Raw genomic sequence first — 25,043 nt, forward strand, 5'->3', positions numbered from 1 at the left:
CGTCTGGCTGCCAGCCGTCCCCATCTTGCCCCGGGGGCTGGGCGGTGGCCAGACCGGCGCCCGCAAAGGCGCCTGCGGCCGACGTTTCTCTCGATAAAGCGTCAACAAGGAATCACCATGGATCTAGCGATGCTTACCGGCGTGCAGGTGGTGTATGCCATTGCCAGCCTGTTCCTGATCAGCGTGGGACTGGCCATCGTGTTCGGCATGATGGGCGTCATCAATTTCGCCCATGGCGAGTTCCTGATGCTGGGGGGCTTTGCCTTCATTCTGGCGGTGCGCGCGGGCGTCAACTTCTGGGTGGCCATGTTCGTGGTGGCCCCCCTGTGCGTGGCCGTCATCGGCATCGTCATCGAGCGCCTGATCATCCGCCACCTTTACGGGCGCATCGTTGAAACCATATTGGCCACCTGGGGGCTCAGCCTGCTGCTCATAGGCTTGGCCTCGGCCCTGCTGGGCTACTACCAGATGGGCGTTCGCCCGCCCTTCGGCGTCGTCCAGATCGGCGCCTATCAAACGGGCGCCTACACCTTCTTCGTCATCGGGGTAGCGGTGGCGGTGGGGCTGGCGCTATATGTCCTGCTGCGGCATACGCCCTTTGGCCTCATCGCACGCGGAACCATGCAAAGCGCCGCCATGGCGTCGGCACTGGGGGTCAACGTCAAGCGAGTCTATTCGGTCACCTTCGGCATAGGCGCCGCGGTTTCCGGTCTGGCGGGCGCAGTGTTCGCGCCGCTGACCGGCGTGCTGCCCATCAGCGGCCTTACCTATATCGCCAAGGCCTTCATCACGGTCATTCTCGGCGGGGCGCTGCCGCTGACCGGCTCGGCCCTGTCGTCCGCCTTGCTCGGAACGGTCAGCCAGGTCACCACCTTTCTCAGCACCTCGGTGTTCGGCGAGGTGATGCTGCTGGTCACGGCCATCGTGCTGCTGCGCGTGCTGCCCTCGGGCATCACCGGCAGGTTCTTCAAGCGGGGCATCTGATGCGAGAACTGCTCCGGCCCGCGTTCTGGGCCTCCGCCATTGCGGCCCTGGTGCTCATCGCGGGCATACCCCTGGTTTCTGAAGTCTATACCCTGTACAACCTTACCGTGTTCGCCGTGCTGGCCATGCTGGCCCTGAGCCTGGGGCTGGTATGGGGCATAGGCGGCATACTGGCGCTGGGCCAATCGGCTTTCTTCGGCATTGGCGCCTACGTATATGCCTTGTTGTCGGTCAATCTGGGCGACAGCACGCTGGCGGTGCCCGCCGCCATGGCCGCCCCGCTGGTGGTGGCGGTTCTGGTGGGCTACTTCACCTTCTTCGGGCGCATCAGCGACGTCTATTTCGCCGTCATTTCGCTGACCATACCGCTGATACTGCTCAGCCTGATCAACAGCGCTTCGGGTCCGGCCTATCAGTTCGGCAAGGCCCATCTGGGCGGCTACAACGGCATACCGGCCGTGCCCCCGCTGAACATGCCGTTCGATCCTTCCGCTGTATTGTCCTTCGAGGGCATGTATTACGTCGCAGCCGCGGCCTTGCTGGCGGTCTACCTGATTCTGCGGGTGCTGGTCGCCAGCCGTTTCGGCAGGGTGGTGCAGGCCGTGCGCGAAAACGAGCTGCGCGCCGAACTGCTTGGCTACGATGCGCGGTACTACAAGCTGGGCGTATTTTGCATCGGCGCGGCCATTGCAGGCCTGGCCGGGGCCTTCTACGCCGCCTGGGGCGCATCGGTCGGCCCCACCGTGTTCTCGCTCGCGTTCACCGCCCAGGCCGTGGTGTGGGTGCTGTTCGGCGGCTTGGGCACTTTGCTGGGCCCCATTGTCGGCTGCTTCCTGGTGCAGGGCCTGTCCACCTGGCTGGGCAGCGTTTCGCGCGTCAGTCCAGAGATCGCCCTGGGCTTGCTGTTCATCGTCGCCGTGCTGCTGGTGCCCAACGGCATCGTGCCATCGATCCGCGATCGCATCCGGTCCCGCCTGGCCCGCGTCCACGGGGGCCGCCCATGAGCGTCATTCTTCAGACCAGCGATTTGTGGCGCACCTTTGGCGGGGTGGCCGCCGTGGCGGGGGTCGACTTCGAATTGCGCGAGGGTGAACTGCGCTGCCTGATCGGCGCCAACGGCGCCGGAAAAAGCACTTTCTTCAAGATGCTGACGGGGCAGCTCAAGCCCACGTCCGGACGCATCACCCTCTATGGCAAAGACATCACTCGGCTTCCCTCGTTTGCCATCGCCCGCATGGGCGTCGGCATCAAGACCCAGGTTCCGAATCTTTTCAATGGCCTGAGCGTGCATGAGAACCTGATGGTTGCCGCGCGTTTCGGGATGCCGGCCCGCGAGGCAGCCGATGCGGTCGATGCCATGCTCGAGCGCATCCAGATGACTTCGCAGGCGCGCCTTCCCGTCGGCAGCCTGGCGCATGGCCATCGCCAGTGGGTCGAGCTGGGCATGATTCTTATCAATGATCCCAGGCTGGTGCTGCTCGACGAGCCCGCGGCGGGCATGACGGCGGGCGAGGTCGAGCGCACCATCGCCTTGCTCGAGGGCATGCGCGGAAAGCGCAGCTTCATCATCGTCGAGCACGACATGCATTTCATTCGCCGCATCGCCGAACGCGTCACGGTATTTCATCGGGGCAGGGTGCTGGTCGAGGACACCATGGACGAAGTCGTGCGCAACACCGAGGTGCGCGACGCTTATCTGGGGTCGGCGGGCACCAAAAGGGCCTCCACATGAATAACGTGAATGGCCGGCGCGCCGGCCGGCGCAAAGGGGCGGAACGATGAATCCCGAGGCCTTGCTCGATGTGCGTAGCCTGTCGGCCGGATACGGCGCCATACCTGTGCTGCGCGACGTAAGCTTCCAGGTGGGCGAAGGCGAAATAGTAGGAGTGCTGGGCCACAATGGCATGGGCAAGACCACGCTCATGAAGGCGCTTGTCGGCCACATTCCCATCACCGGCGGAGGCCTGCTGCTGGGAGGCGTCGAGGTTACCCATGTACCCACGCACAAACGCGCGCGCCTGGGCATGGGTTATGTCTCGCAGGGCCGCGACATCTTCCCTTCATTGACGGTGCGCGAAAACCTGGCCATCGGCGCGGCGGCATTGGGCCATGATCGCACGGCGGCGGTAGACCAGGCCGTAGGCGAATTTCCCATTCTGGGCCGCTTGCTCGACCGCAAGGGCGGTGCGCTAAGCGGCGGCGAACAACAGATACTGGCGCTGGCGCGCGCCCTGTGCGGCCAGCCGCGCCTATTGCTTCTGGACGAACCCACCGAGGGCATACAGCCTTCCATCGTCGATGAGATCGAAGACTATCTGGTGCGCCGGGCCAAAGAATCCTCCCTGGCTGTGGTGGTCGTAGAGCAGGATGTCGGCTTCATCGCCGCCATGGCGAACCGGGTGCTCTGGCTGCAAAAGGGCACCATCGTCAAAGAGATCGATCCCGCCCTGCTGTCCGATCCCGACACGGTCGCCGAGTTCTCGGGGCTTGAGGGAAAAGCCGATTGAGTTTAGCCTTTGGGCGGAAGTATCCATCAGCGCTTTGCGCGCGTGGGCACAAAAAAGAAAGGGAGAGAGGCAATGAACGACGATCTGTGGCGCCTGACCGCCACGCGCATGCGTGAGCTTGTCGTCCGCCGCGAAGTCAGCCGCGAAGAGCTGGTCCGCGCGCACCTGGCACGTATCGAGCAGGTCAATCCCAAGCTGAACGCACTGGTCGAACAGCGCGCCGAGCAGGCCCTGGCCGAAGCGCGAGAGGCCGACGCCGGCCACGCCGGCCGGACCGACCTGCCGCTCGACGGCATTCCCATCAGCATCAAAGACCACTACGACGTCGCCGGTATGAAGCACACCGAGGGCCTGCCCGCGATGGCCGACAGACGCTCCACGGTGGACGAGGTCGTGGTGCGGCGCCTGCGCCGGGCCGGCGCCATCGTGGTGGGCAAGGCCAACCAGCCCGACCTGCAGATACGCTGGAACACCATCAGCCATCTGTATGGCGCCACGCTCAATCCGCGCGATACCTCGCTTAGCGCCGGCGGCTCTTCCGGCGGCGATGCGGCTGCCGTGGCCTCTGGCATGGCGCCCCTGGGCCTGGGGCTGGACTACGGCGGTTCCATCCGGGTGCCCGCGACATTCTGCGGCATCTACGGCTTGCGGCCCTCTGCGGGCCGCACACCCGCTTCGTCGACCCTGCCGCCTTTCGACGGCCCGCCCTCGGTCGACCTCATGTCCTGCGTCGGCCCCCTTGCGCGCTGCGTCGAAGACCTGTGGCTTGCCTACACGGTCATTGCGGGTTCGCATTGGTCCGATCCGGCGACCGTGCCGGTGCCGGTCTCCCGCTCCGGCGCCAACGGCCGGCGCCCCCGCATTGCCCGCATGCTCGACCAGACCGGCGCGCTGGTTTCCCCCGAGGTTGCCGCCCGGCTCGATGACACCGCCCATATGCTTGCCGAGGCGGGCTACGAGGTGGTGGACGCGGCCATTCCCCACGCACGCCGCGCCCCCGAATTGTGGGCTGAAATCATCGGCACCGAGCTCATGCAGACCGGCATGCCCGAGTTCGGGTTCCTGCTGGGCGAAAGCAATCGCCAGCACATCGAAGCCATGTTCTCCATCTACAACCTGGGGTCCGAGGTGCGCAACTACATCCAGGCCTTCATCGAGCGCCGGCAGGTGCAGCGCGAGGTGGCGCAATGGATGGAGGAACACCCGCTGGTGTTGTGTCCGGTGGCGGGCATGGCCGCACCCGCACTCGATTTCGACCATATGCTCGATCGCGAACAGACCCAGAGGCTGTTCGACCGCATGCGCAACATACCGTGGGTCAACTTGCTGGGGCTGCCCAGCGTGGCGCTGCCCAACGGCATGCAGATAGTCGGCCGCCGGTTCCACGAAGCGCAGGCGCTGGAGGCGGCCGCGGCGGTGCAGCAGGCCATCGGAGCGGCGTCTGTTGCCGAACCATGAACGGCATCCGCACGCGCTTGCAGTGGCAGGAAAGCCGCTTGACGAGCGTGTGCGGCGGGCCGCGCCGCGGCGGCTGAGGCGATGGAAGGGCCGCCGTTCATTCATTACGAAGGGCGCATGCCGGGCGGCGAATTCCGCTTCGTGCACGTCGAGAAGGTATCGACCCGCATCCGCAAGTACAACTGGGAGCTTTTTCCGCACCGGCATCGCGATCTGTTCCAGGCTGTACTGGTCGAGTCCGGCCAAGGCCACGTAAGTTTCGATCTCTGGGAAGAAGCCTTTCATTTCCCCGCCCTGGTGCTGGTGCCTTCGCTGGTCGTCCACAGCTTTCGCTATGCGCCACGCTCTTCGGGCCGCGTGCTGACCCTGTCCGACGCATACGTGCGCGAATTGGTGAAGTTCACCGACGAGCCCGTCCTTGAGTCGATGCTGGGCCGTCCCCAGGTGGTGTCCCTTGAAGCAGGTTCTGCCGCGCTGAGGGAAATAGGCGCGGCGCTGGACGCCATCGCCGAACGCCTTGCCGCCGCGCCGCAGGGGCGGGGCGCCATGCTGTCGGCCAGTGTATTGAGCATATTCGGCCATATCACTCAACATTGCCGCGATCTTCCGGTACAGGGGCCCGAGATGCTGCGACGACGCTATCTGTACGACCAATTTCGCGCCTTGCTCGAGCAGCACTTTCGCGAGCAGCTTTCCGTGGCGCGCTATGCGGCGATGCTGGCGGTTACCGAGCGTACCCTGCACCGCGCCTGCCGCGAGGTTGCCGGCGAGCCGCCGCTCAAGATCGCCCATCGGCGGCTGGTGCTGGAAGCGCAGCGCCTTCTGCTGTATTCGGCCATGACGGTGGGCGAGGTCTCGTACCACCTGGGCTTCAAGGATCCATCGAATTTCAGCCGCTTCTTCGTCGAGCACGTGGGAGAGTCGCCCATCATGTTCCGCCGCGCCCGCCTGGGTTGATGCCGGCCGTCAATCCGCCAAACTACGGTATACAACAGCCTTTGAAAAAGCCGTTATTTAGCTTTTTAACAGCCAAAACATCAGTGTTTTCCCCAGGTTCGTATACTTTTGTATCTGGTCGGTATACATTACGGCCATCGACCAATCGGCTGGCAGGCCAGCCCTGCACAAGAACCAAAGCAATGACAAAAAATCAACGCCTCGACACCCAGACGGCCCGGGTAGTGGTTGGCCTGCGTGACATGATTATGAAAGGCGAGCTGCGGGCGGGCGAACGCCTGGTCGAGGCGGCGCTGTCCGATCGCCTGCAGGCCTCGCGCACGCCGGTCAGGTCGGCCCTGCTCACGCTCGAGCAACAGGGGCTGGTCGAGCGGCTTCGGGGCGGCGGGTACGCCGTGCGTGCGTATACCGCCCGTGAAATCGCCGAGGCGATTTCGGTCCATGCCTGCCTTGAAGGCATGGCGGCGCGGCTGGTGGCCGAAAAAGGCGTGTCGCGGGGGCTGTCGAACCGCTTGCAGGCCTGTCTCGAAGAAGGCGACCGCATCGTGGCCGTCGGAAAGCTCAGCATGGAAGACATCGCGGCCTACCTGGCCAACAATGTCCGCTTTCATGGCCTGATCGTCGACGCGGCCGACAACCAGGTGCTTGGGCAGTCGCTGAAATTCCTCGATCGCATACCGTTCGCGGCCGCCGGCGGCATGCTGCCCTTTCATTCGACGCGCGACGATTGCGACGAGGCCATGCGCTTCGCGCAACGGCAGCATCACTCGCTGGTCGAGGCGCTGCGCAACGGGCAGGGTGCCCGGGCACAGGCGCTGGCCGAAGAGCACCGGCAGATCGCCCTGTTCAATCTGCAGCATGCCACCCAGCACGCCGAAATCGCCGTCGGCATATCCGATGCGCTGCCGGTGCTGCGCATGGCCTCGCTTTAAGGTTTTATCCAGTCGGCAAAGTCGTCATGTTTCAAGAGGGTCCGGTCGGGCAAGGCCGGTTTCAATGCAGTTTGTCTCTACAAGTCGAAAACTCAGAGGAGATTCAAAATGACTAAATTCCAGCTTGGACGGCGCACCGTGATCGCGGCCATGGCGGCCGCCATGGCTTTCCCGGCGATCAGCGCGGCGCAGGCCCAGGGCGATCCCATCCGCATCGGCTACACCATGTCGCGCACCGGCCCCTTCGCCGGCGGGGCACAGGTCTCGCAAGAGCCCAACTACCTGCTGTGGGCCGAGCAGGTCAATGCCGCGGGCGGGCTTACCGTCGACGGCAAGAAGCGCAAGATCGAGCTCATCGGCTACGACGATCGCAGCGACATCGAAACCGCGGTGCGCACCTACCAGAAGATGATGGGCTCCGACAAGCTCGACCTGGTGCTTCCGCCCTGGGGCTCGGGCATGAACTTCGCCATCGCCCCCATCGCCAATCGCTACGGCTATCCTTTTCTTGCTCCCACGGCCTTGTCGCGCAAGCTTATCGACATGAAGCTGCCGTACTTCTTCTCGCTGCTGCAGCAGCCCGACAAGATGATGGACTCTCTGGCCGACATGCTGGCCGACCAGGGCGTCAAGACGGCCGCAACCATCTACATGGACGACCTTTTCGGCCTTGAGAACGTGGCGGCGCTGCGCACCGCGTTCAAGTCGCACAACATCGAGCTTCTCGAAGACAAAAGCTATCCGCTGGGCGTCAAGGATCTTTCCTCGGTGCTGAAGTCGATCAAGGCCAAAGAGCCCGACGCCTTCATCGCCATCACGTATCCGCCCGACACCCTGCTGGCCACCTCGCAATCGCGCGAGATCGAATTCAACCCCAAGTACTACTACGCTTCGGTGGGCACCGCGTTCCCGCTCTTCAAGCAGCGCATGGGCGACAACACCGAAGGCGTGCTGGGCATGGGCTCATGGAACGCCAAGGTTTCCGACGGCGCCAAGGCCTACTTCGAGGCCCACGTCGCGCATGCCAACAAAGAGCCCGATCGCTGGGCCAGCGGCCACGCCTGGGCCGGCCTCGAGATCCTGCAGCAGTCCATCGAAAAGGTCGGCCTCGACCGCAAGGCGCTGCGCGACTATATCGCCTCGAACGAGTTCGACACCATACTGGGCAAGATCAGCTTCAAAGATGGCGAGAACGCCACTATTCCCGGAACCGTCAGCCAATGGCAGGGTGACGAGTTCGAAGTGGTATGGCCTGCCGACAGGGCCACGGCCAAGCTGGTTGCGCCCAAGCCGGCCTGGAAGTAAGCCCGAATGAGCCGATCCGGCTCTTCACGCCCGGCCACGCCGCAGCAGGCCAAAGCTTGCCCGCAGCGTGGCCGGCGCGAACAAAAGCGGACGATTGAACGATGAACCTTTCCCTGATTGCCGACCTGGCCGTAAACGGCCTGGTCATCGGCGGCATCTATGCGGTGGTGGCCATAGGCCTGAACCTGCAGTACGGCCTGATGCGCATCCTCAACATCGCGCATGGCGAGTTCCTGATGATAGGTGCCTTCGTGATGTTCGCACTGCATACTTCGACCCAGGTCAACCCCCTGTGGTTCGTGCCGGTGGTCACATTGGCCTGCTTCATTCTGGGCGTGGCGCTGCATGGCCTCGTATTCAAGCGCCTTACCGCCCAGGCCAAGTCTCTCGACCAAGTCGAAGAGCGCAGCCTCATCATAGGCTTCGGGCTGATGTTCATCCTGCAGAATGCCGCGACCCTCATCTGGGGTTCCGACCTGCACGGCTACGACTTTCTTAATCACTCGGTCAAGTTCGGCGGCGTGATCGTTACGCAGAACCGCTTGCTGGTCTTGCTGCTGGCGGTGGTGGTCAGCGTTGGCCTGATCATGCTGTTGCAGCGCACCCTGATAGGCAAGGCGGTGCGCGGCATGCTGCAGTCGCCCCTGGGCGCTCAGCTCGTCGGGGTCGACTCCGCGCGCATGAATCCGCTGGTGTTCGGCCTGGGCATTGCCATGGCGGGCTTTGCCGGCTCGCTGCTCAGCATGATCTACGAGATTTCCCCTTCCGTGGGCGAGTCCTACACCATCATGGCGCTCATCGTCATCACGCTTGGCGGGCTGGGCAGCATCGGCGGCAGCTTCATGGCGGCCATGCTGCTGGGGCTGGTCGAAAGCTTCGGCACGCATTTCACCAACCCGTCGCTCAAGATGATCCTCAGCTACAGCATCTTCGTGCTGGTGCTGATCTTCAAACCCAAGGGATTGTTCGCCAAATGAAATCGTTTCTGCCCGCCGTCCTCATCAGCGGAGCGGTGCTGGCCCTTGGGCCCTGGCTGCTGCCGGAGTTCTGGGTCTCGCTGCTGATGACCTGCCTGATGTACGTGGTGCTGGCCGTCAGCTGGTCCATGTTCAGCGGCGCCACCCGCTATCTTTCGCTGGCCTCCACGGCCCTGTTCGGGCTGGGCGCCTATACCACCGCCTGGGGCTATGAAATCCTGCCCTGGCCGTTGCTCATCCTAGTCGGCGCCATGGTGTCGGCGGCGTTTGCCGCGGTGCTGGGCGCCGCGGTGCTGCACCTGCGCGGCACCTACTTCGCCATTCTTACCTTCGGAATGGGCGAGCTGGTCAAGCACACCATCACCTATATTGAAAAAAGCGCTTTCGGCACGGTGGGGCGGGTGATCATCGACGTGCCTTCGAACGAGGCCGTCTACTGGACTGTGCTGGTACTGGCCCTGATCACCGTCGTCGCCTTCAAGCTTGTGGCCGACTCGCGCCTGGGGCTGGCCATGCGCGGCATCGGCCAGGACGAACAGCGCGCCGCCACCTTCGGCGTAAACACGCGCCGCATCAAGGTCATCGGCTTTGCGCTCAGCGCCGCCTTTGCCGGCGCGGTGGGGGCCGCAATGGCCGTGCGCTGGACATACATCGATCCGCACACCGCCTTCAACCCGCTCATCGGCTTCCAGACCGTTCTCATTGCGATGGTCGGGGGCGCATCGACCCTACGTGGACCGGTGATCGCGGCGGTGGCGCTTAGCGTGCTGTCCGACGTGCTGCGGCTGAACTTCCCTTATTTCTATCTGATACTGCTGGGCACACTGCTTATCCTCAGCGTGCTCTTCATGCCGCGCGGCATCGCGGCGGTCAATTGGGGCAAGTTTCTGGGACGGAGGCAAGCGCGATGAGCGAGCTCATACTGGAACTGAAAGGCGTCGACATGCAGTTCGGCGGCCTCAAGGCATTGTCGAACATCAGCATGAGTGTGCGACGCGGCGAGTTCATCGGCATCATCGGCCCCAACGGGGCCGGCAAGACTACCCTGTTCAACGCCATCAGCGGCGTCATTCCTCCGACCGCGGGCGAGGTCCGCGTGGCGGGCCGGCCGATGCAGGGCAGGGCGCCCAATGATTATTGCAAGCTTGGCGTGGCGAGAACGTTTCAGACCCCGCGCATTTTCCCCGACATGACGGTACGCGACAACGTGCGCTTTGCCCACACCTTTGGCAACGCAAGCGGGCAGGGCATCGAGCTTATAGAGCAAGTGATGCACGCCGTTGGCATGGCCGGCGCTTCGAACGAAACGGCGGGCGCCATGCCTCCGGCCAGGCAGCGCCAGCTTGAGATCGCCATGGCACTGGCCACTTCGCCGCGCCTGCTCTTGCTGGACGAGGTGGCGGCCGGCCTGACAGAGGGCGAGGTCGAAGAGGTGGCCCGGCTGATCCAGCAACTGCGGGGCGACTACGACCTTACCGTCGTCTGGATCGAGCACGCGGTCAAGACCCTGATGAAGACCGTCGAGCGGGTGGCGGTGCTCAATTTCGGCGAACTCATCGCAGACGGCACCCCCGAGCAGGTCGCCGCCGATCAGAAAGTCATCGATGCCTATCTGGGCGAAGAGGAAGCCGCATGAGCATTTTGCTTGAGACCCGGGGGCTGGCGGCCGGATACGGCGCGCTGCAGATCATCAAGAACATCGACATACGAGTCGAGCATGGAAGCTTCACCGTGGTCGTGGGGCCCAACGGGGCCGGCAAGACCACCCTGATGAGCGCGCTGGCCGGCGTGTTGCCGGTGGCCGCCGGCGAAATCCGCCTGGACGGCCAGGTGCTCAACACGCTCAGTGTGTCGCAGCGTGTAAAAAGCGGCCTGGTGCTGGTGCCCGAGGGGCGTCACCTGTTCGGCCAGATGACGGTGCAAGAGAATCTCGAGCTGGGCGGCTATCTTATGACAGCTGCCCAGCGGCGCCAGACCATGGACGAAGTCTGCGCCTTGTTTCCCCGCCTGGCAGAACGCCGCGACCAGGCCGCCGGCAGCATGAGCGGCGGCGAACAGCAAATGGTCGCGGTGGGGCGTGCGCTGATGGGGCGGCCGCGCTGCATCTTGCTCGATGAGCCGGCCCTGGGGCTTGCGCCTCGCATGGTGGCCACCCTGTTTCGCATTTTGCGGCAGGTGGCGCAAAACGGAACGGGCGTGCTGCTGGTAGAGCAGAACGTGCGCCAGGCGCTCAGCATCTGCGATCACGCCTATATCCTGGAGCAGGGGCTCGTGGTGGCCGAGGGCTCGGGGCCGGAGCTTTTGCAGGGCGAACGCATACGCAAGTCATATCTGGGGCTTTGATTTGCATCTGGGGCTTTGATTTGCACAGACAGGCCGGGTGCAAGGGGCTTGTCCGTGCCTTCTCGTCTCGTTCCGCAGAACGTTGCTAGAATAAATACGATTTCTGGCATGGACGAGACATAGCAATGAACAAAGAGGCTGCCGATCAGGCTCCGACCGAACTCTACGAGCAACCCGGGCACTTGCTGCGCCGGGCGCATCAGATTTCCGCCTCGATATTCCATGACGAACTCGGTACCCGGGTAACGCCTATCCAGTACGCCATTTTGCGCATTCTCGTCGAGCATCCGGGCATCGACCAGGTTTCGCTGGCCGGGCTCGTGGCCATCGATACTTCCACGGCGGCCAGCGTGGCCATACGGCTCGAAGAAAAGAAGCTGCTCATCCGCTACCTCGACCCCAACAACCGGCGCCAGAGGGCCTTGTACGTCACCGACGCGGGAAGGGCGCTGATGCAAAGCACGGTACCGGCCATTTCGCGGCTGCATCATCGTATTTTCGAAGGTTTCACGCCCGAGGAAGAAAACCAGTTCATGTCCTTGCTGCACAAGCTGGTGCATATCAACAACTCCAAGAGCCGGGCGCCGCTTTCGCGCCGCAAGCCCGCGCCGCCGGCCGAGCACTCGGCTCCCGAGCAAACCGAAACCTGACCCCTTAATACTAGGGTAAACCCCTGGTTGCATCGACATGCGTGTGAAGTAAAATTTTGGTATAGATTCAGTGTACTGAATGTGAATTTTCCAACGAGGCCATCATGTTCCCGAAAAACACCTGGTATGTAGCCTGTACCCCGGACGAAATCGAATCCAAGCCGCTGGGACGGCAGATCTGCGGCGAGCGCATCGCGTTCTATCGCGGCCACGAAGGCAAGGTGTGCGCGGTCGAAGATTTCTGCCCCCATCGCGGCGCAGCGCTGTCGCTGGGCTATGTAGACGGCGGCAACCTGGTGTGCGGCTATCACGGTCTGGTCATGGGCTGCGACGGCAAGGTGGTTTCCATGCCCATGCAGCGTGTCGCGGGCTTTCCCTGTGTCAAAAGCTATCCCGTCATCGAGCGCTATGGCTTTATCTGGGTCTGGCCGGGCGATGCGGCCCAGGCCGACGAGTCGCTTCTGCCTCATCTCGAGTGGGCCGAAAGCCCCGAGTGGGCATACGGGGGCGGCCTGTACCATATCAATTGCGATTACCGCCTGATGATCGACAACCTCATGGATCTCACTCACGAGACCTATGTGCACACCACCAGCATCGGCCAGGACGAAATCGACGAATCGCCCGTGCATACCAAGGTCGAGGGCGACACCGTCATTACCAGCCGCTACATGGAAAACATCATGGCGCCCCCGTTCTGGCGCGCGGCTCTGCGCTACAACGACCTGGCCGATGACGTTCCGGTCGATCGCTGGCAGATCTCCCGCTTTACGCCGCCCAGCCATATTCTGATCGACGTCGGGGTGGCGCATGCGGGCAAGGGTGGCTTCGAGGCCGACCCGGCCCACAAGGCCGCGGCCATCGTGGTTGATTTCATCACGCCCGAAACCGAGACCTCTCATTGGTACTTCTGGGGCATGGCGCGCAACTTCAAACCCAACGATCCGGAGCTTACCAAGGCAATCCGCGACGGACAGGGTAAAATATTCGGCGAGGATCTCGAAGTCCTGGAAGCGCAGCAGCGCAACCTCCGGGCAAATCCCGACCGCCGACTGCTCATGCTAAACATCGATACGGGTGGCGTACAATCGCGCCGCATCCTGGATCGCCTGGTGCAGGCCGAGCAGCAGCAAGCCACCGCCGAGCCCGCCTGATCTAAGTATTGTCACATGCGGGGCCGGCATTCCGGCCCGCAGCAATGCGGGTAGAACCGCAAATATAGAATATCTAATGAGTCAACTCACCGTTAAAGTAGTCAATAAGGTGCAGGAAGCCGAGGAGATAGTCAGTCTGGAGCTGGCTAGTGTTGATGGCAAACCTCTTCCTTCCTTCAGCGCCGGCGCCCATATCGACGTGCATATTCGCGACGGGCTCATCCGCCAGTACTCCCTGCTCAATGATTCGGCCGAACAGCATCGCTATGTAATCGGCGTGCTGCGCGACCCCGAGTCGCGCGGCGGCTCCATTGCCGTGCACGACGACATCAATCAGGGCGATACCATCCAGATCAGTTCGCCCAAGAACCACTTCGAACTCGTCCAGGCCAAGCGCACCCTGTTGTTCGCCGGCGGCATCGGGGTCACCCCCATCCTGTGCATGGCGCGCCGTCTCAGCCATATCGGCGCCGATTTCGAAATGCACTACAACTCCCGCTCTCCCGAGCGCATGGCCTTCCGCGAGGCCATCAGCAACGCGGCGTTTGCCGACAAGGTGCATTTCCACTTCGACAATGGCGAAGACAGCCAGAAGCTCGACCTGGCCCCCTTGCTGGCCAACCCGCAGGCCGACACCCACTTGTACGTGTGCGGCCCCACGGGCTACATCGACTTCGTCGTCAATACCGCCAAGCAGGCGGGCTGGCCTTCCGACCACGTGCACCTCGAGTACTTCGGCGCCGCCGAAGTCGACACCAGCGGCGACACCTCGTTCGAGGTCAAGATCGCCAGCACCGGCCAGGTCTTTGCCATTCCGGCAGACAAGCCCATCACGCAGGTGCTCGATGAAGCCGGCGTCTTTATCCCCGTGTCATGTGAAGAAGGCGTTTGCGGCACCTGCCTGACCCGTGTGCTCGAAGGCACGCCCGACCACCGCGATCTTTATCTCACCGACGCCGAGCACGAGGCCAACGATCAATTCACGCCGTGCTGCTCGCGCTCCAAGAGCCCCCTGCTGGTGCTTGATATTTAAGGTTTTTTCAACGGCCCCGTCACGCGCGGGGCCACCCCTCAGAGAGTCTCAGATGTCCCGTAGAAACGTGAACGCCCAGCGCCGGCAAGTGGTACTGGGCGGAGCGGCTATGGCCGCCAGCGGCATGCTGCCAGCGGTCAGCCACGCCGCCGAGCCGGTCAAGGTCGGCCTTATCGTTCCCATGTCCGGCCCGTTCGCTTCGACCGGTCGCCAGATCGACGCAGCGGTCAAGCTGTACCAGAAGAAGCACGGCGACACCGTCGCCGGCCGCAAGGTCGAGGTCATTCTCAAGGACGACGGGGGCGTGGCGCCCGACGTTACCAAGCGCATAGCCCAAGAGCTCGTCACCCGCGAAGGGGTCCAGGTGCTGGCCGGATTCGGCCTGACGCCGCTGGCGTTTGCGGCTTCGCCCATCGCCACTCAGGCCAAGACCCCGATGATCGTCATGGCGGCGGCCACTTCCGTCATCGTCAAGCGTTCACCCTACGTCGTCCGTACGGGCTTCACGCTGCCGCAGGTTACCTCTCCGATGGCCGACTGGGCCTTGAAGAACGGCATCGAATCGGCCATTACCTTTGTCAGCGACTACGGTCCGGGCATCGACGCCGAGAAGGTGTTCATCAAGACCTTCACCGCGGGCGGCGGCAAGATCGACTCCAGCATTCGCACGCCCCTGCTCAATCCCGACTACGCTCCTTTCCTGAAGCGGGTCAAGGACAGCAAGCCCCAGGCCCTTTTCGTGTTCGTGCCATCGGGCGAGGGCGCCAACGTGCTCAAGCAGTTCAACGAGCGCGGCCTGGCCCAAGACGGCATCCGCCTGATCTGCACCGGCGACGTGCTCGACGACGACCTCATGGTCAGCATCGGGCCGGTCTCCCAGGGCGTGGTCAGCAGCCATCACTACTCGGCTGCCCATCCTTCGCCCGAAAACAAAGAGTATGTCGAGGGCTTCCAGCGCGACAATGGCGGCCATCGGCCCAATTTTCACTCGGTCGGCGGCTACGACGGCATGCATTTGCTGTACGAGGCCTTAAAAAAGACCAACGGCGACGCAAATGGCGATAAACTATTGGCGGCCATGAAAGGCTTGTCCTGGAATAGTGTCCGCGGCCCCGTCACCATCGATCCGGACACGCGCGACATCGTCCAAGACGTCTACATCCGCAGGGCCGAGCAGGTCGAAGGCCAGATGTGGAACGTCGAGTTCGATAAAATCGCACAATTCAAAGATCCGGGCGTTTAAGCCGGCCGGCCTGGCTACATCAGCGCATCACAAATAGAATTCGCCCCGGGCCTCGGCTTGGCCGTCACCGCTCGGGGCATAGCTGTTCTTCGTTACAGTGATTCCGGTTTCGATACTTTTAGTCAATCTCAACAATGGGGAGTGCATTCATCATGCCGCATACGTTTGCCGATAGCGGACAGGTGTTCCGCTGGAGCACAGGGTGGCCGCCATGCTAGGAAACCTGCTTGGCGTACTGTTTGACGGTGTTGCCTACGGCAGCCTGCTCTTTCTGATCAGCGTAGGCCTGTCGGTAACCATGGGCCTCATGAACTTCATCAACCTGGCTCACGGCGCATTCGCCATGGTCGGCGGCTTCGTAACCGTCGAGCTCATGCGGCAGCTTGGCGTGCCTTTCCTGGCCACCTTGCCGCTGGCCTTCATCGCCGCCGCCATCGTGGGCTTCGTGCTCGAACGCACCTTGTACCGCAGGCTCTACCGGGCCGATCCCCTCGACCAGGTGCTGTTTTCCATCGGTCTTACCTTCATGGTGATCGCAGCGGGCATCTACTTCTGGGGTCCGTCGCAACAGCCGGTCCACCTGCCTGATTGGCTGCGTGGGCAGGTCTCGGTGTTTGGCGTCGGGCTGGGCATCTATCGCCTCTTCCTGATCGCGGTCGTCGTCGTGGTTACGGCTGCCCTGTTCCTGCTCATCGAGCGTACCCGCCTGGGTGCGCAGATTCGCGCCTCGGTCGACAACCAAGAGGCCTCGGCGGGCCTGGGCATCAACGTCAGCCGCGTGTTCAGCGTAACGTTCGCCCTGGGTTCCGGCCTGGGCGGGCTGGGCGGCGCGTTGGGCATCGACGTGCTTGGCCTCGATCCCACCTTCCCGCTCAAGTACATGGTGTACTTCCTCATCGTCGTGGCCGTGGGCGGCGCCGGCACCATCAGTGGCCCCTTGCTGGCGGCCATCGTGCTGGGCGTCTTCGACGTGGCGGGTAAATACTATGTTCCCTCTCTGGGGGCATTCGTGATTTACGCGTTGATGGTCGTGTTGCTCATTCTCTTCCCCTCCGGACTCATCTCGAGGCGCTCATGACGAAATCAACTCTTTTATCTTCGCTGTCCATTTCGGACAAGCTGCCGGCGCCCCGTGTGCCCAATGCCAAGTGGACGAAGTACGAAATCATCTTCTGGCTGCTGCCTTTCGTCGCATTCTTCCTGTTCCAGGGCTACCTGGTGCTGGCCAGCCAGATCATGATTCTCGGCCTGTTCGCGCTTTCCCTGGATCTTATCCTTGGGTATGCGGGCATTGTTTCGTTGGGCCATGCGGCGTTCTTCGGCCTCGGAGCCTATACCGCCGGCCTGCTGTCGGTGCACGGCTGGGGCGAACCCATCAGCGGCATGCTGGCGGGCGCGATCGTGGCGGCCATATTCGGCTTTCTGACCAGCTTCCTGGTGGTGCGCGGGCATGACCTCACCCGTCTGATGGTCACCCTGGGCATCTGCCTCATGCTCTACGAAATCGCCAACAAGGCTGCCTTCATCACGGGCGGGGTCGATGGCCTGTGGGGCATCCAGATGTGGAAGCTGCTGGGCATCTTCGAGTTCGATCTGCAAGGCAAGACCGGCTTCTTCTACAGTTTCGCAGTCTTGTTCATTGTGTTCGTGCTGGTTCGGCGCATTGCGCGATCAACCTTCGGGCTCAGCCTCATCGGCATCCGCGAAGGGGGCAAGCGCATGCCGGCAATCGGCGCCAACATCAACCGCCGTCTCATCGCCGTCTATACGCTGGGCGCGGGCCTTGCCGGCATTGCCGGGGCGCTTCTGGCCCAGACCACCCAGTTCGTGGGTCTCGATTCGCTCGGTTTCGTGCGTTCGGCCGACCTGCTCATCATCCTGGTGCTGGGCGGCACCGGCCGCCTTTACGGCGCGCTGATCGGCGCACTGGTGTTCATGATCGCGCAGGATCAAATCGCAAACGTGAACCCCGTGTACTGGCAATTCTGGATCGGCCTGTTCCTTATCATCATCGTCATGGTGGGGCGTGGCGGCATACTGGGCGCTTTCGACGCCTGGCGTGAACGGCGCCGCGCCCGTGCAGCAAACGCAGGAGGCCGGGCATGAACACCACTCTCCGTACTGAGGGCATCTCCAAGCAGTGGGGCGCCTTCAAGGCAAACAGCGACATCTCGCTTACCTTCGAACCGGGCGGCCGGCACGCGCTGATCGGCCCCAACGGCGCGGGCAAGACCACCTTCATCAACCTGCTTACGGGCGCGTTGCAGCCTACCTCGGGCAAGGTCTTCTTCGGCGATCAGGACATCACGTCGCGCTCGCAGCACGAGCGCGTCAAGATGGGCATGACACGCACCTTCCAGATCAATACCTTGTTCCTGGGGCTTACGGTGCTTGAATCGGTCGTGTTGGCCATCAGCGAACGCGACGGCCTGTACCGCAACTGGTTCCGCACCGTGGCCCAGCAAACAGAGGCCATCGACGAAGCGCTGGCCTTGCTTGCCACCTTGCGTCTCGACCGCGATATCAACACCGTTACGCGCAACCTGCCCTATGGCAAGCAGCGCCTGGTCGAGATCGCCCTGGCGCTGGCCACCAAGCCCAAGGTGTTGTTGCTGGATGAACCCGCCGCCGGCATTCCGTCCACCGACAGCGCCGAACTCTTCGAGGTCATATCCCAGTTGCCGCGCGACGTCACGGTCGTGTTCATCGAGCACGACATGGGCCTGGTGTTCCGCTTTGCCGAGCGCATTACCGTGCTGGTGGGCGGCAAGGTCCTGACCGAGGGCACGCCGGCCGAAATCTCGGCTGACCAACGTGTGAAAGAAGTCTATTTGGGCGAGGCAGCGCATGACGAATAAAGGAAGCGATTTGCTCGTAATGGAGCACGTAACGGCGGGCTATGGCGAAGCCGTGGTACTCGAAGACGTCTCGCTCACGATCAAGGAAGGCGAGAGCCTGGCCTTGCTCGGACGAAACGGCATGGGCAAGACCACCTTGCTGCTTACCATGATGGGCCTGACCCAGCTGCACAAGGGCAAGCTCTTCTGGAAGGGCAGCGACATCACCGACGTCACCACCTACAAGCGGGCCCAGGCCGGCCTGGGGTGGGTTCCCCAAGAGCGGCACATGTATCCGTCGCTTTCGGTCGAAGAACACCTGACAGTGGTGGCGCGCCCGGGCGAATGGACGGTCCCCAAGATATACCAGCTGTTTCCCCGCTTGCAAGAGCGGCGCAACAACATGGGCAACCAGCTGTCCGGCGGCGAACAGCAGATGCTGGCCATCGCACGCGCGCTCATGGTCAATCCGCGCCTGCTGCTGCTTGACGAACCCATGGAAGGGCTTGCCCCCATCATCGTCCAGGAACTGCTGGGCGTCGTAGGGCGCCTCGTCAAGGAAAGCGGCTTGTCGGTGATTATCGTCGAGCAGCATGCGCGCATGGCGCTCGAGCTTACCGAGCGGGTGATCGTCCTTGATCGCGGCCGCATCGTGCACGATTCCGACAGCCAGGAACTTCTCGACGACGACGCCAAGCTCCAGCGTCTTGTGGCGGTGGCGTAAAGCAGCCTGCCCACATGCAAAGGCCCTGCCTGGTTTCGGCAGGGCCTTTTTTTGCGGCCTGGCGCCTGTCGACACTAAAAAGACAGTCGCATAAGCAGGCAAATCGCTGACCGTAAAGACTCTGGGGCAATACCGGCTTTTGCCCGCCTCAACAGCGGTTTTCTTCCAGCCAGGCGTCCGCATCGGCAGCCGCGATGGGCCGGGAAATGAGGTAGCCCTGGGCGAAGTCGCAGCCCAGCTGCAAAAGCCGCATGAGGCTGCGTTGGTCTTCGACCCCTTCGGCGGTAACGCTGACCTTGAGGTTGTGCGCCAGGCCGATGATCGAATCGACGATGGTCTGGCTTTCTTTGTCGTTGTCCATTTCGCGGATGAAGGACTGGTCGATCTTCAGGTTGTCGACCGGCAGCTTGTGCAGGTACGAGAGCGACGAGTGGCCGGTGCCGAAATCGTCGATGGCGATGCGCACGCCTATGGCGCGGATGCGGTGAAGCACGCTGAGGGAACGCGTGGCGTCGACCATGATGGCGCTTTCGGTGATCTCGACCTCAAGATAGTGGGCGGGCACGTTGTGGCGGGCCAGCAGCTTCTGGATCTGAGTAGGGAACTCGGGGTTGAGGAGATTGCGCGCCGATACATTCACGCTGATGCTTGCATGATGACCCTTGCTGTGCCACTGGCTGCATTGTTCCAGGGCCCTGTCGAGCACCCACAAGGTAAGCGGATGGATCAGGTCGCTGTATTCGGCAACCGGCATGAAGTGCCCCGGCGGAACCAGGCCCTTGCTGGGGTGTTTCCAGCGCAGCAATGCTTCGAATCCAACCGTGCGCCGGCGGCGCAGGCTGATCTGCGGCTGGAAGTGCAGGAACAGCTCGTCGGAATCGAGGGCATGGCGCAGATCGGACAAAAGCAGCAGGCGATTGGGTGTGCGTTCATGCTGCGACGCGTCGAAGAAAGCGAAGCCGGTGCCTTCGCGCTCGGCGCGATGCATGGCGCTGTCGGCATTGCGCATGAGGACGTCGGGTTCAAGGCCGGAAACCGGATACTCGGCAATGCCGATGCTGGCGCTGATCTGCATCTCGGTGCCGTCGAGTTCGGCCGGACGGCGGATTTCGTTGAGTATTTCCTGGACCAGGTCGCGTATGGGCATGGTCAGGTCTGGTTGCCGGAACAGCAGGGCGAACTCGTCGCCGCTGGAGCGGCCGACGTCGCCCTTGTCGCCGATGAGATTGCGCAGGCGCTGGGCCACGGTGCGCAATAAATTGTCGCCGATGTGATGGCCGAAGGTGCTGTTTATTTCCTTGAACCCGTGCAGGGTCAGGTTCATGACATAGAAGCGCTGGTTGCTTGCCGCCGCCGCGCTGAGCGCGTTGTCGATGCGCGCGGTGAACACCTCGCGCTTGTACAGGCCGGTGAGTACGTCATGCCTGGATTGGTAGCGAAGCGCTTCGTGGTGGCGATTGTGCTCGATGGCCATTGAAGCGACCTCGGTAGCCATCTTGCTGAACTGCAGGTCTTCCATGCCCGGGGGGCCGGGTTTGTGAAAATACACGGCCAGCGAGCCGACCACCTTGCCGTCGGCCGCAAGGATGGGATGCGACCAGCAGGCGCGCAGTTCATTGACAAGAGCCAGGTCGCGCAGCGATTCCCAGGCGGGGTCGGTGGCGATGTCGGGGGTGACGACCACACGGTTCTGCGCCATGGCGCTGCCGCAGGTGCCGGTTTCGTCATCGCAGCACAGCTGTGCGAGCGCCTGTGCGTAGCTGTCCGGCAAAGAGGGGGCTATGCACGACTGGATGTGCTCGCCATCGGGCGCCAGCAACAGGATGGAGACGATGCCGCCCTCGATCTGCGCCTGGGTGACCTGGGTAAGGGCGCGCAAAGTGTCGTCGAGCGGCTGGTTCTGCGCGATCATCTGCAGGATCTTGTTCTGGCCCAGCTGGCGCTGCAGCGACTGCGCCCATTGGGCTTCCTGGCGGCCCAGCGCCTTGGCCATGTGGTCGAGCTGGCTGGCGATCTCGATGAACTCTTGTCCGGACACCATGCTGGTTACCCGGGTGTCGTACTTGCCCTGGCTCAAGCGCTTTGCCGCCGCGGCCAGATAGCGCACATTGCGGCCCACGATGGCCTGTATGCCCACCCAGCCCAGGATCAGGGTCAGCAGCCCCAGCAGCAACGCCAGTGCACCGCTTATCCAGAAAGTGCGGTACATCTTCGCCATGGCCGTTGCAGTGGGGTGCTGATAAATGACCGTAAAGGCGCCGGGGTCTTCTTCGGTTCCGGTGCGGGCGTGGCTGACGAGCCACTCGCTTCCGTCGCTGCGCTTCAGAATGCCGGAGCCCTGATAGTTGCGGGACAGCAGTTCTTGCAGCGGGACGTCGGCCAGGGTCTGGCCGATTTCAATGTCTGCCCGGGGCGGCATGCTGTTAAGGACCACGCCGTTTCGATCAAGAATGGTGATGATGGATTCGTCGGAGTGCTGGGCGGCATGGCGGGCGCGGACCATCGAAGTAATGTCCAGCGAGGCATACAGCACCACCCATGGCAGACCGTCGGGTGTGCGCAGGGCGGTCGCGACCAGAATCACGGGCTGGCCCGAGATTCTGCCCACGTGATAGTCGCTGACGATCAGTCCTGTTTCGTAGAGCGCGCGCTGAAAGTACTCGCGGTCGGAAAAATTGACGGTACGTAAAGCCTCGGGGTCTTGCAGGCCCGAACACAGGCTTTCTCCGGTTACCGACATCAGGCCGATGTCATGGTAGTCGGTCTGCTCTTTGAGCAGATTGCGCATGTATTTATGGCACAGGGGCCAGTTTTTCTCGGCGATCAGGGGCATGTTGGCAATTGCCGAGAACATATTGCGGGTACTGCTGAACAGCCAGCTTTCATCATGCGCCGCCAATTGCACGAAACGTTCTGTGTTTTCGGTGCTGTATTCAGTAAGATAGCCGCGCTGTTCGTAGACGTAGAACACCAACCCCGCAAGCGAAGGTAGGACAGCAACGCATATTACGAGGAACATGCGTACGTAAATGCTTTTTAACGCGTCCTTGCGCCACAACATCGCCCGGATTCTCCTGTAGGCCGAGTCTGCGCTCGGTAGCCGTAGCATAATTGTAAATATTATTACGTTTTGTTTGCTCGGTTCAGGCTGCTAGTTTACGGGTTTTTTGGCGTTTGTCTTGAGCATTTCGAATACCTGCATGCAAGCTTTGGATAAAAAAGGAAAATACTACTTCATCAACGGCTTTTCCATGGGTTTATCCACAATATCTGTGGACAAGCTGTTGTAGCGGCGCCGAGAAAGCGAAGATATCATCTTTGCCTTGGCGCCGTTTCGGCCCAACTGCAGTCAAAGGCGGAACCATGAATGAATCAATGAGCGTGTGGGCCCTGTGGCTGCCACACATTGAAGCAGTCGTCATACGGCTGACCGTTGCAATAATCATCCTGCTCATAGGCTGGGGGGTATCGGTGCTGGCCGGCCGGGCGGTGCGCAAGCTGGCCGCGCGCTCCAGCCGGGTCGATCCCACCATCGTGCCCATGGCGCATACCGTTACCGTATGGGCCATACGCATCATCGTGCTCATTGCGGTGCTTGCCAAACTGGGCGTACAGACAGCCAGCATCATTGCAATGCTGGGTGCGGCCGGCCTGGCCGTGGGCTTGGCGCTGCAAGGAACCCTGCAAAATATTGCGGCGGGCATCATGCTGCTTGCCCTGCGCCCTTTGCGAGCCGGCGAATCGGTATCGGTGGTCGGCAAGGCCGACGGCACGGTTGAAGAGGTGGGCCTGTTCCTTAGCCGCTTCCGCCAGGCCGACGGCACGCAAATCACCCTGCCCAACAGCCTGGTCTGGGGCAACCCCATCGTCAACCTCAGCCGCAACGGGTCGCGGCGCATCGACGTCCAGGTAGGCATTCTTTATGGCCAGGACATCGTCCAGGCCCTGCAGGCCGCCCGTTCTTTGATAGAAAGCCATCCCCTGGTGCTCGATTCGCCGGCTCCCGCCGTCTTCACGGGCGAGAGCCGGGTAAGTACCGTCGTGATCGTCGTCCAGGCCTGGGCGCGGGCCGGCGACTACGGCGCTTTGCTCAATGACATCCGGCGCGATCTGCCCAGCCGGCTGCAGGAAGCCGGCTTCAAGATGCCGGACCATGCCTATGGGCCGGCGGCCGGGGCCCAGGGCGCATAGCGGCAACGCCGCCGCGAGGTTGGGGTGGGTGGTCAGCCTCGGCGGTTCGCGGCGCGTATCATCGCCGTGCATACGCCCCGCATCATGTCGACTTCGTCTTGTGACAGCTGATTGCGCGTAAACAGGTGCCGCATGCGGGGCATGAGCTTCTTGGGATGCGCAGGGTCGAGAAATTCGATCGAAACCAGGGCTTCCTGCCAGTGGGCCATGAGCGCCTGGACTTTTTCGTTGGGGGCGGGCAGGCTGCCGGCCGTGGCGGCCTGCTTGTCGGTGCGCGGGACAAGCGGTTCGCCCAGGCCGCTGACAAGGGCATAGCGCAGTTCCCAGGCCGCCAGCTGCAGGGCCTGAGCGACATTCAGCGAGCTGTACTGGGGGTTGGCGGGAATATGGCAGATGCGCTGGCACAGGGCAATGTCGTGGTTGGTCAGGCCCGAGCGCTCGGTGCCCAGCACGACGGCGATGCGGCCATCGACATGTTCGGCCAGATGTGCCCTGCCGGCGTCGGCCGCCTGGCGTATGTCGCATACTAGCGGGCCCAGGTCGCGCGGCCGTGCCGTCAGGGCAAAGGCAAGCGTGGTGCCGGCCAGGGCCTCGCTTAGCGTAGGATGAACCCGGGCGCCGGCCAGCACGTCGGTGGCGCCGCTGGCCAGCGCCTGCGCCTCGGGCTGGTTGATTATGTCTTCATGGCGGGGCGCCACCAGGCTCAGTTTCTGGAAGCCCATGGTCTTGATGGCTCGAGCCGCCGCGCCGACATTGCCGGGGTGGCTGGGCTGTACCATGATGAATTCAATGCGCTCGAAGGGCGGGGCGCCGTCGCCGACTGGGAATAGGCTCATTTAGAACAATCTGCCTGTGTCATTTAAAATAGGCGGTTTAAAGGTAATACGGACACATATGCACCCGATGCTCAACACCGCCATCAAGGCGGCACGCCGCGCCGGCACAATCATCAACCGGGCCAGCCTCGATCTCGAGCGCTTGCAGGTGGCGCGCAAGGGACCCAAGGATTATGTCACGGAAGTCGACCGCGCCGTAGAAGACGCCATCATCGAAGTCCTGCGCACGGCCTATCCCGACCATGCATTCCTGGGCGAAGAGTCGGGTGCCCATCCTGCCGCGGGCGCCAAGCCCGATGCAACGCCCGAATTCCAATGGATCATCGACCCGCTGGACGGCACCACAAACTTCATTCATGGTTTTCCGGTGTATGCGGTATCAATCGCCCTGGCCCATAGGGGCCAGGTCACGCAGGCCGTCATCTTCGACCCCAATCGCAACGAACTGTTTACGGCCAGCCGGGGCGGCGGGGCCTTCCTGAACGATCGCCGCATACGCGTTTCGGGCCAGAGCCGCTATCACGATGCCCTGATCGGCGCCCACGTGCCCAGGTCCGCCAGCGACCTCACCGTCGCAGGGCGCTTTTCCCAGCTGCTGGCCGAGTGTGCCAGCGCGCGGCGCATGGGCGCAACGGTGCTTGACCTTGCCTATGTGGCCAGCGGGCGCCTCGATGGTTTCTGCGGCGCCAATCTCAAGCGCTGGGACATGGCCGCCGGCAGCCTGCTGGTGCTCGAGGCGGGCGGCCTCATCGCCGACTTCGAAGGCGAACAGGGCTGGATGCAGTCGGGCAGCGTGCTGGCTGCAAGCCCCAAGGTCTTTACGCAGATGCTCGCCCACCTGCAAGGCTGACGCACTCGCCAACGCACTGTTACGTGCGCGCAATCAAATGCCTCTATGATGCTCATACCGCA

Annotated in this window: 24 protein-coding genes and 1 pseudogene; 23 read left to right on the forward strand and 2 right to left on the reverse strand. The window is 62.7% G+C overall.

Annotated features, from left to right (window positions below):
* Positions 1-117: 117 nt before the first annotated feature.
* The 21 genes and pseudogenes from C7440_RS12775 (at position 118) to C7440_RS12870 (ending at position 19,104) form a co-directional block, all read left to right on the forward strand.
* Positions 118-984, forward strand: coding sequence for a branched-chain amino acid ABC transporter permease (locus C7440_RS12775; protein ID WP_026067594.1), 867 nt, complete (start codon positions 118-120; stop codon positions 982-984).
* Positions 984-1,988: a branched-chain amino acid ABC transporter permease gene (locus C7440_RS12780; protein ID WP_116518809.1), complete on the forward strand. Its 1,005-nt coding sequence runs from the start codon at positions 984-986 to the stop codon at positions 1,986-1,988. Before C7440_RS12775 ends, C7440_RS12780 begins: the two co-directional genes overlap by 1 nt.
* A complete protein-coding gene (locus tag C7440_RS12785; protein ID WP_116518810.1) occupies positions 1,985-2,716 on the forward strand; it encodes an ABC transporter ATP-binding protein in 732 nt (243 codons plus the stop codon). The genes C7440_RS12780 and C7440_RS12785 overlap by 4 nt, the downstream gene beginning before the upstream one ends.
* 46 nt (positions 2,717-2,762) lie before the next feature.
* On the forward strand, positions 2,763-3,491 hold the full coding sequence (locus C7440_RS12790) for an ABC transporter ATP-binding protein (protein ID WP_116518811.1): 729 nt from the start codon (positions 2,763-2,765) through the stop codon (positions 3,489-3,491).
* A 72-nt stretch (positions 3,492-3,563) separates the two neighbouring features.
* On the forward strand, positions 3,564-4,949 hold the full coding sequence (locus tag C7440_RS12795; RefSeq protein WP_116518812.1) for an amidase: 1,386 nt from the start codon (positions 3,564-3,566) through the stop codon (positions 4,947-4,949).
* A 117-nt stretch (positions 4,950-5,066) separates the two neighbouring features.
* Entirely contained in the window at positions 5,067-5,906 is an 840-nt protein-coding gene (locus C7440_RS12800) for a helix-turn-helix domain-containing protein (RefSeq protein WP_165832580.1), read from the forward strand.
* Between the two features lie 182 nt (positions 5,907-6,088).
* On the forward strand, positions 6,089-6,838 hold the full coding sequence (locus tag C7440_RS12805) for a GntR family transcriptional regulator (protein WP_116518814.1): 750 nt from the start codon (positions 6,089-6,091) through the stop codon (positions 6,836-6,838).
* Between the two features lie 108 nt (positions 6,839-6,946).
* Entirely contained in the window at positions 6,947-8,143 is a 1,197-nt protein-coding gene (locus C7440_RS12810; protein ID WP_116518815.1) for an amino acid ABC transporter substrate-binding protein, read from the forward strand.
* A 101-nt stretch (positions 8,144-8,244) separates the two neighbouring features.
* Positions 8,245-9,120 carry a branched-chain amino acid ABC transporter permease gene (locus tag C7440_RS12815; RefSeq protein ID WP_116518816.1) on the forward strand — a complete coding sequence of 292 codons (876 nt, stop codon included), beginning with the start codon at positions 8,245-8,247 and terminating at the stop codon, positions 9,118-9,120.
* Complete coding sequence (locus tag C7440_RS12820; protein WP_116518817.1) at positions 9,117-10,031, forward strand: branched-chain amino acid ABC transporter permease; 915 nt, start codon at positions 9,117-9,119, stop codon at positions 10,029-10,031. The genes C7440_RS12815 and C7440_RS12820 overlap by 4 nt, the downstream gene beginning before the upstream one ends.
* A complete protein-coding gene (locus C7440_RS12825; protein WP_116518818.1) occupies positions 10,028-10,756 on the forward strand; it encodes an ABC transporter ATP-binding protein in 729 nt (242 codons plus the stop codon). Before C7440_RS12820 ends, C7440_RS12825 begins: the two co-directional genes overlap by 4 nt.
* On the forward strand, positions 10,753-11,463 hold the full coding sequence (locus C7440_RS12830) for an ABC transporter ATP-binding protein (RefSeq protein ID WP_116518819.1): 711 nt from the start codon (positions 10,753-10,755) through the stop codon (positions 11,461-11,463). Before C7440_RS12825 ends, C7440_RS12830 begins: the two co-directional genes overlap by 4 nt.
* 125 nt (positions 11,464-11,588) lie before the next feature.
* Positions 11,589-12,113 carry a MarR family winged helix-turn-helix transcriptional regulator gene (locus tag C7440_RS12835; RefSeq protein WP_116518820.1) on the forward strand — a complete coding sequence of 175 codons (525 nt, stop codon included), beginning with the start codon at positions 11,589-11,591 and terminating at the stop codon, positions 12,111-12,113.
* A 104-nt stretch (positions 12,114-12,217) separates the two neighbouring features.
* Positions 12,218-13,267, forward strand: coding sequence for an aromatic ring-hydroxylating dioxygenase subunit alpha (locus C7440_RS12840; protein WP_116518821.1), 1,050 nt, complete (start codon positions 12,218-12,220; stop codon positions 13,265-13,267).
* Positions 13,268-13,343: 76 nt separating this feature from the next.
* Positions 13,344-14,300 carry a PDR/VanB family oxidoreductase gene (locus C7440_RS12845; protein ID WP_026067596.1) on the forward strand — a complete coding sequence of 319 codons (957 nt, stop codon included), beginning with the start codon at positions 13,344-13,346 and terminating at the stop codon, positions 14,298-14,300.
* Positions 14,301-14,352: 52 nt separating this feature from the next.
* Positions 14,353-15,543, forward strand: a complete 1,191-nt coding sequence (locus C7440_RS12850; protein ID WP_026067597.1) for an ABC transporter substrate-binding protein — start codon at positions 14,353-14,355, stop codon at positions 15,541-15,543.
* 211 nt (positions 15,544-15,754) lie between these two features.
* Positions 15,755-16,621, forward strand: a complete 867-nt coding sequence (locus C7440_RS12855; RefSeq protein ID WP_026067598.1) for a branched-chain amino acid ABC transporter permease — start codon at positions 15,755-15,757, stop codon at positions 16,619-16,621.
* Positions 16,618-17,649 carry a branched-chain amino acid ABC transporter permease gene (locus C7440_RS12860; RefSeq protein WP_017522768.1) on the forward strand — a complete coding sequence of 344 codons (1,032 nt, stop codon included), beginning with the start codon at positions 16,618-16,620 and terminating at the stop codon, positions 17,647-17,649. The genes C7440_RS12855 and C7440_RS12860 overlap by 4 nt, the downstream gene beginning before the upstream one ends.
* Positions 17,646-18,158 (forward strand): annotated as a pseudogene (locus tag C7440_RS12865) (ATP-binding cassette domain-containing protein); the annotation flags it as partial. The gene C7440_RS12860 and the pseudogene C7440_RS12865, both read left to right, overlap by 4 nt.
* 183 nt (positions 18,159-18,341) lie before the next feature.
* A complete protein-coding gene (locus tag C7440_RS20310; RefSeq protein ID WP_371743493.1) occupies positions 18,342-18,401 on the forward strand; it encodes a hypothetical protein in 60 nt (19 codons plus the stop codon).
* Entirely contained in the window at positions 18,391-19,104 is a 714-nt protein-coding gene (locus tag C7440_RS12870) for an ABC transporter ATP-binding protein (RefSeq protein ID WP_040548037.1), read from the forward strand. The genes C7440_RS20310 and C7440_RS12870 overlap by 11 nt, the downstream gene beginning before the upstream one ends.
* A 148-nt stretch (positions 19,105-19,252) precedes the next feature.
* Here C7440_RS12870 and C7440_RS12875 read toward each other — a convergent pair whose 3' ends face one another.
* Entirely contained in the window at positions 19,253-22,123 is a 2,871-nt protein-coding gene (locus C7440_RS12875; protein WP_165832581.1) for an EAL domain-containing protein, read from the reverse strand.
* Positions 22,124-22,467: 344 nt separating this feature from the next.
* Between C7440_RS12875 and C7440_RS12880 the strand changes: the two genes are divergently transcribed.
* Entirely contained in the window at positions 22,468-23,295 is an 828-nt protein-coding gene (locus tag C7440_RS12880; protein ID WP_116518823.1) for a mechanosensitive ion channel family protein, read from the forward strand.
* A gap of 32 nt (positions 23,296-23,327) precedes the next feature.
* On the opposite strand, the gene C7440_RS12885 is transcribed toward C7440_RS12880, so the two are convergent.
* Complete coding sequence (locus C7440_RS12885; RefSeq protein WP_116518824.1) at positions 23,328-24,131, reverse strand: RNA methyltransferase; 804 nt, start codon at positions 24,129-24,131, stop codon at positions 23,328-23,330.
* Between the two features lie 58 nt (positions 24,132-24,189).
* Here C7440_RS12885 and C7440_RS12890 point away from each other — a divergent pair, with 58 nt between their 5' ends.
* On the forward strand, positions 24,190-24,981 hold the full coding sequence (locus C7440_RS12890; protein WP_116518825.1) for an inositol monophosphatase family protein: 792 nt from the start codon (positions 24,190-24,192) through the stop codon (positions 24,979-24,981).
* Positions 24,982-25,043: the final 62 nt, after the last annotated feature.

Source organism: Pusillimonas noertemannii, from assembly GCF_003096595.1.
GTDB lineage: Bacteria > Pseudomonadota > Gammaproteobacteria > Burkholderiales > Burkholderiaceae_B > Pusillimonas > Pusillimonas noertemannii.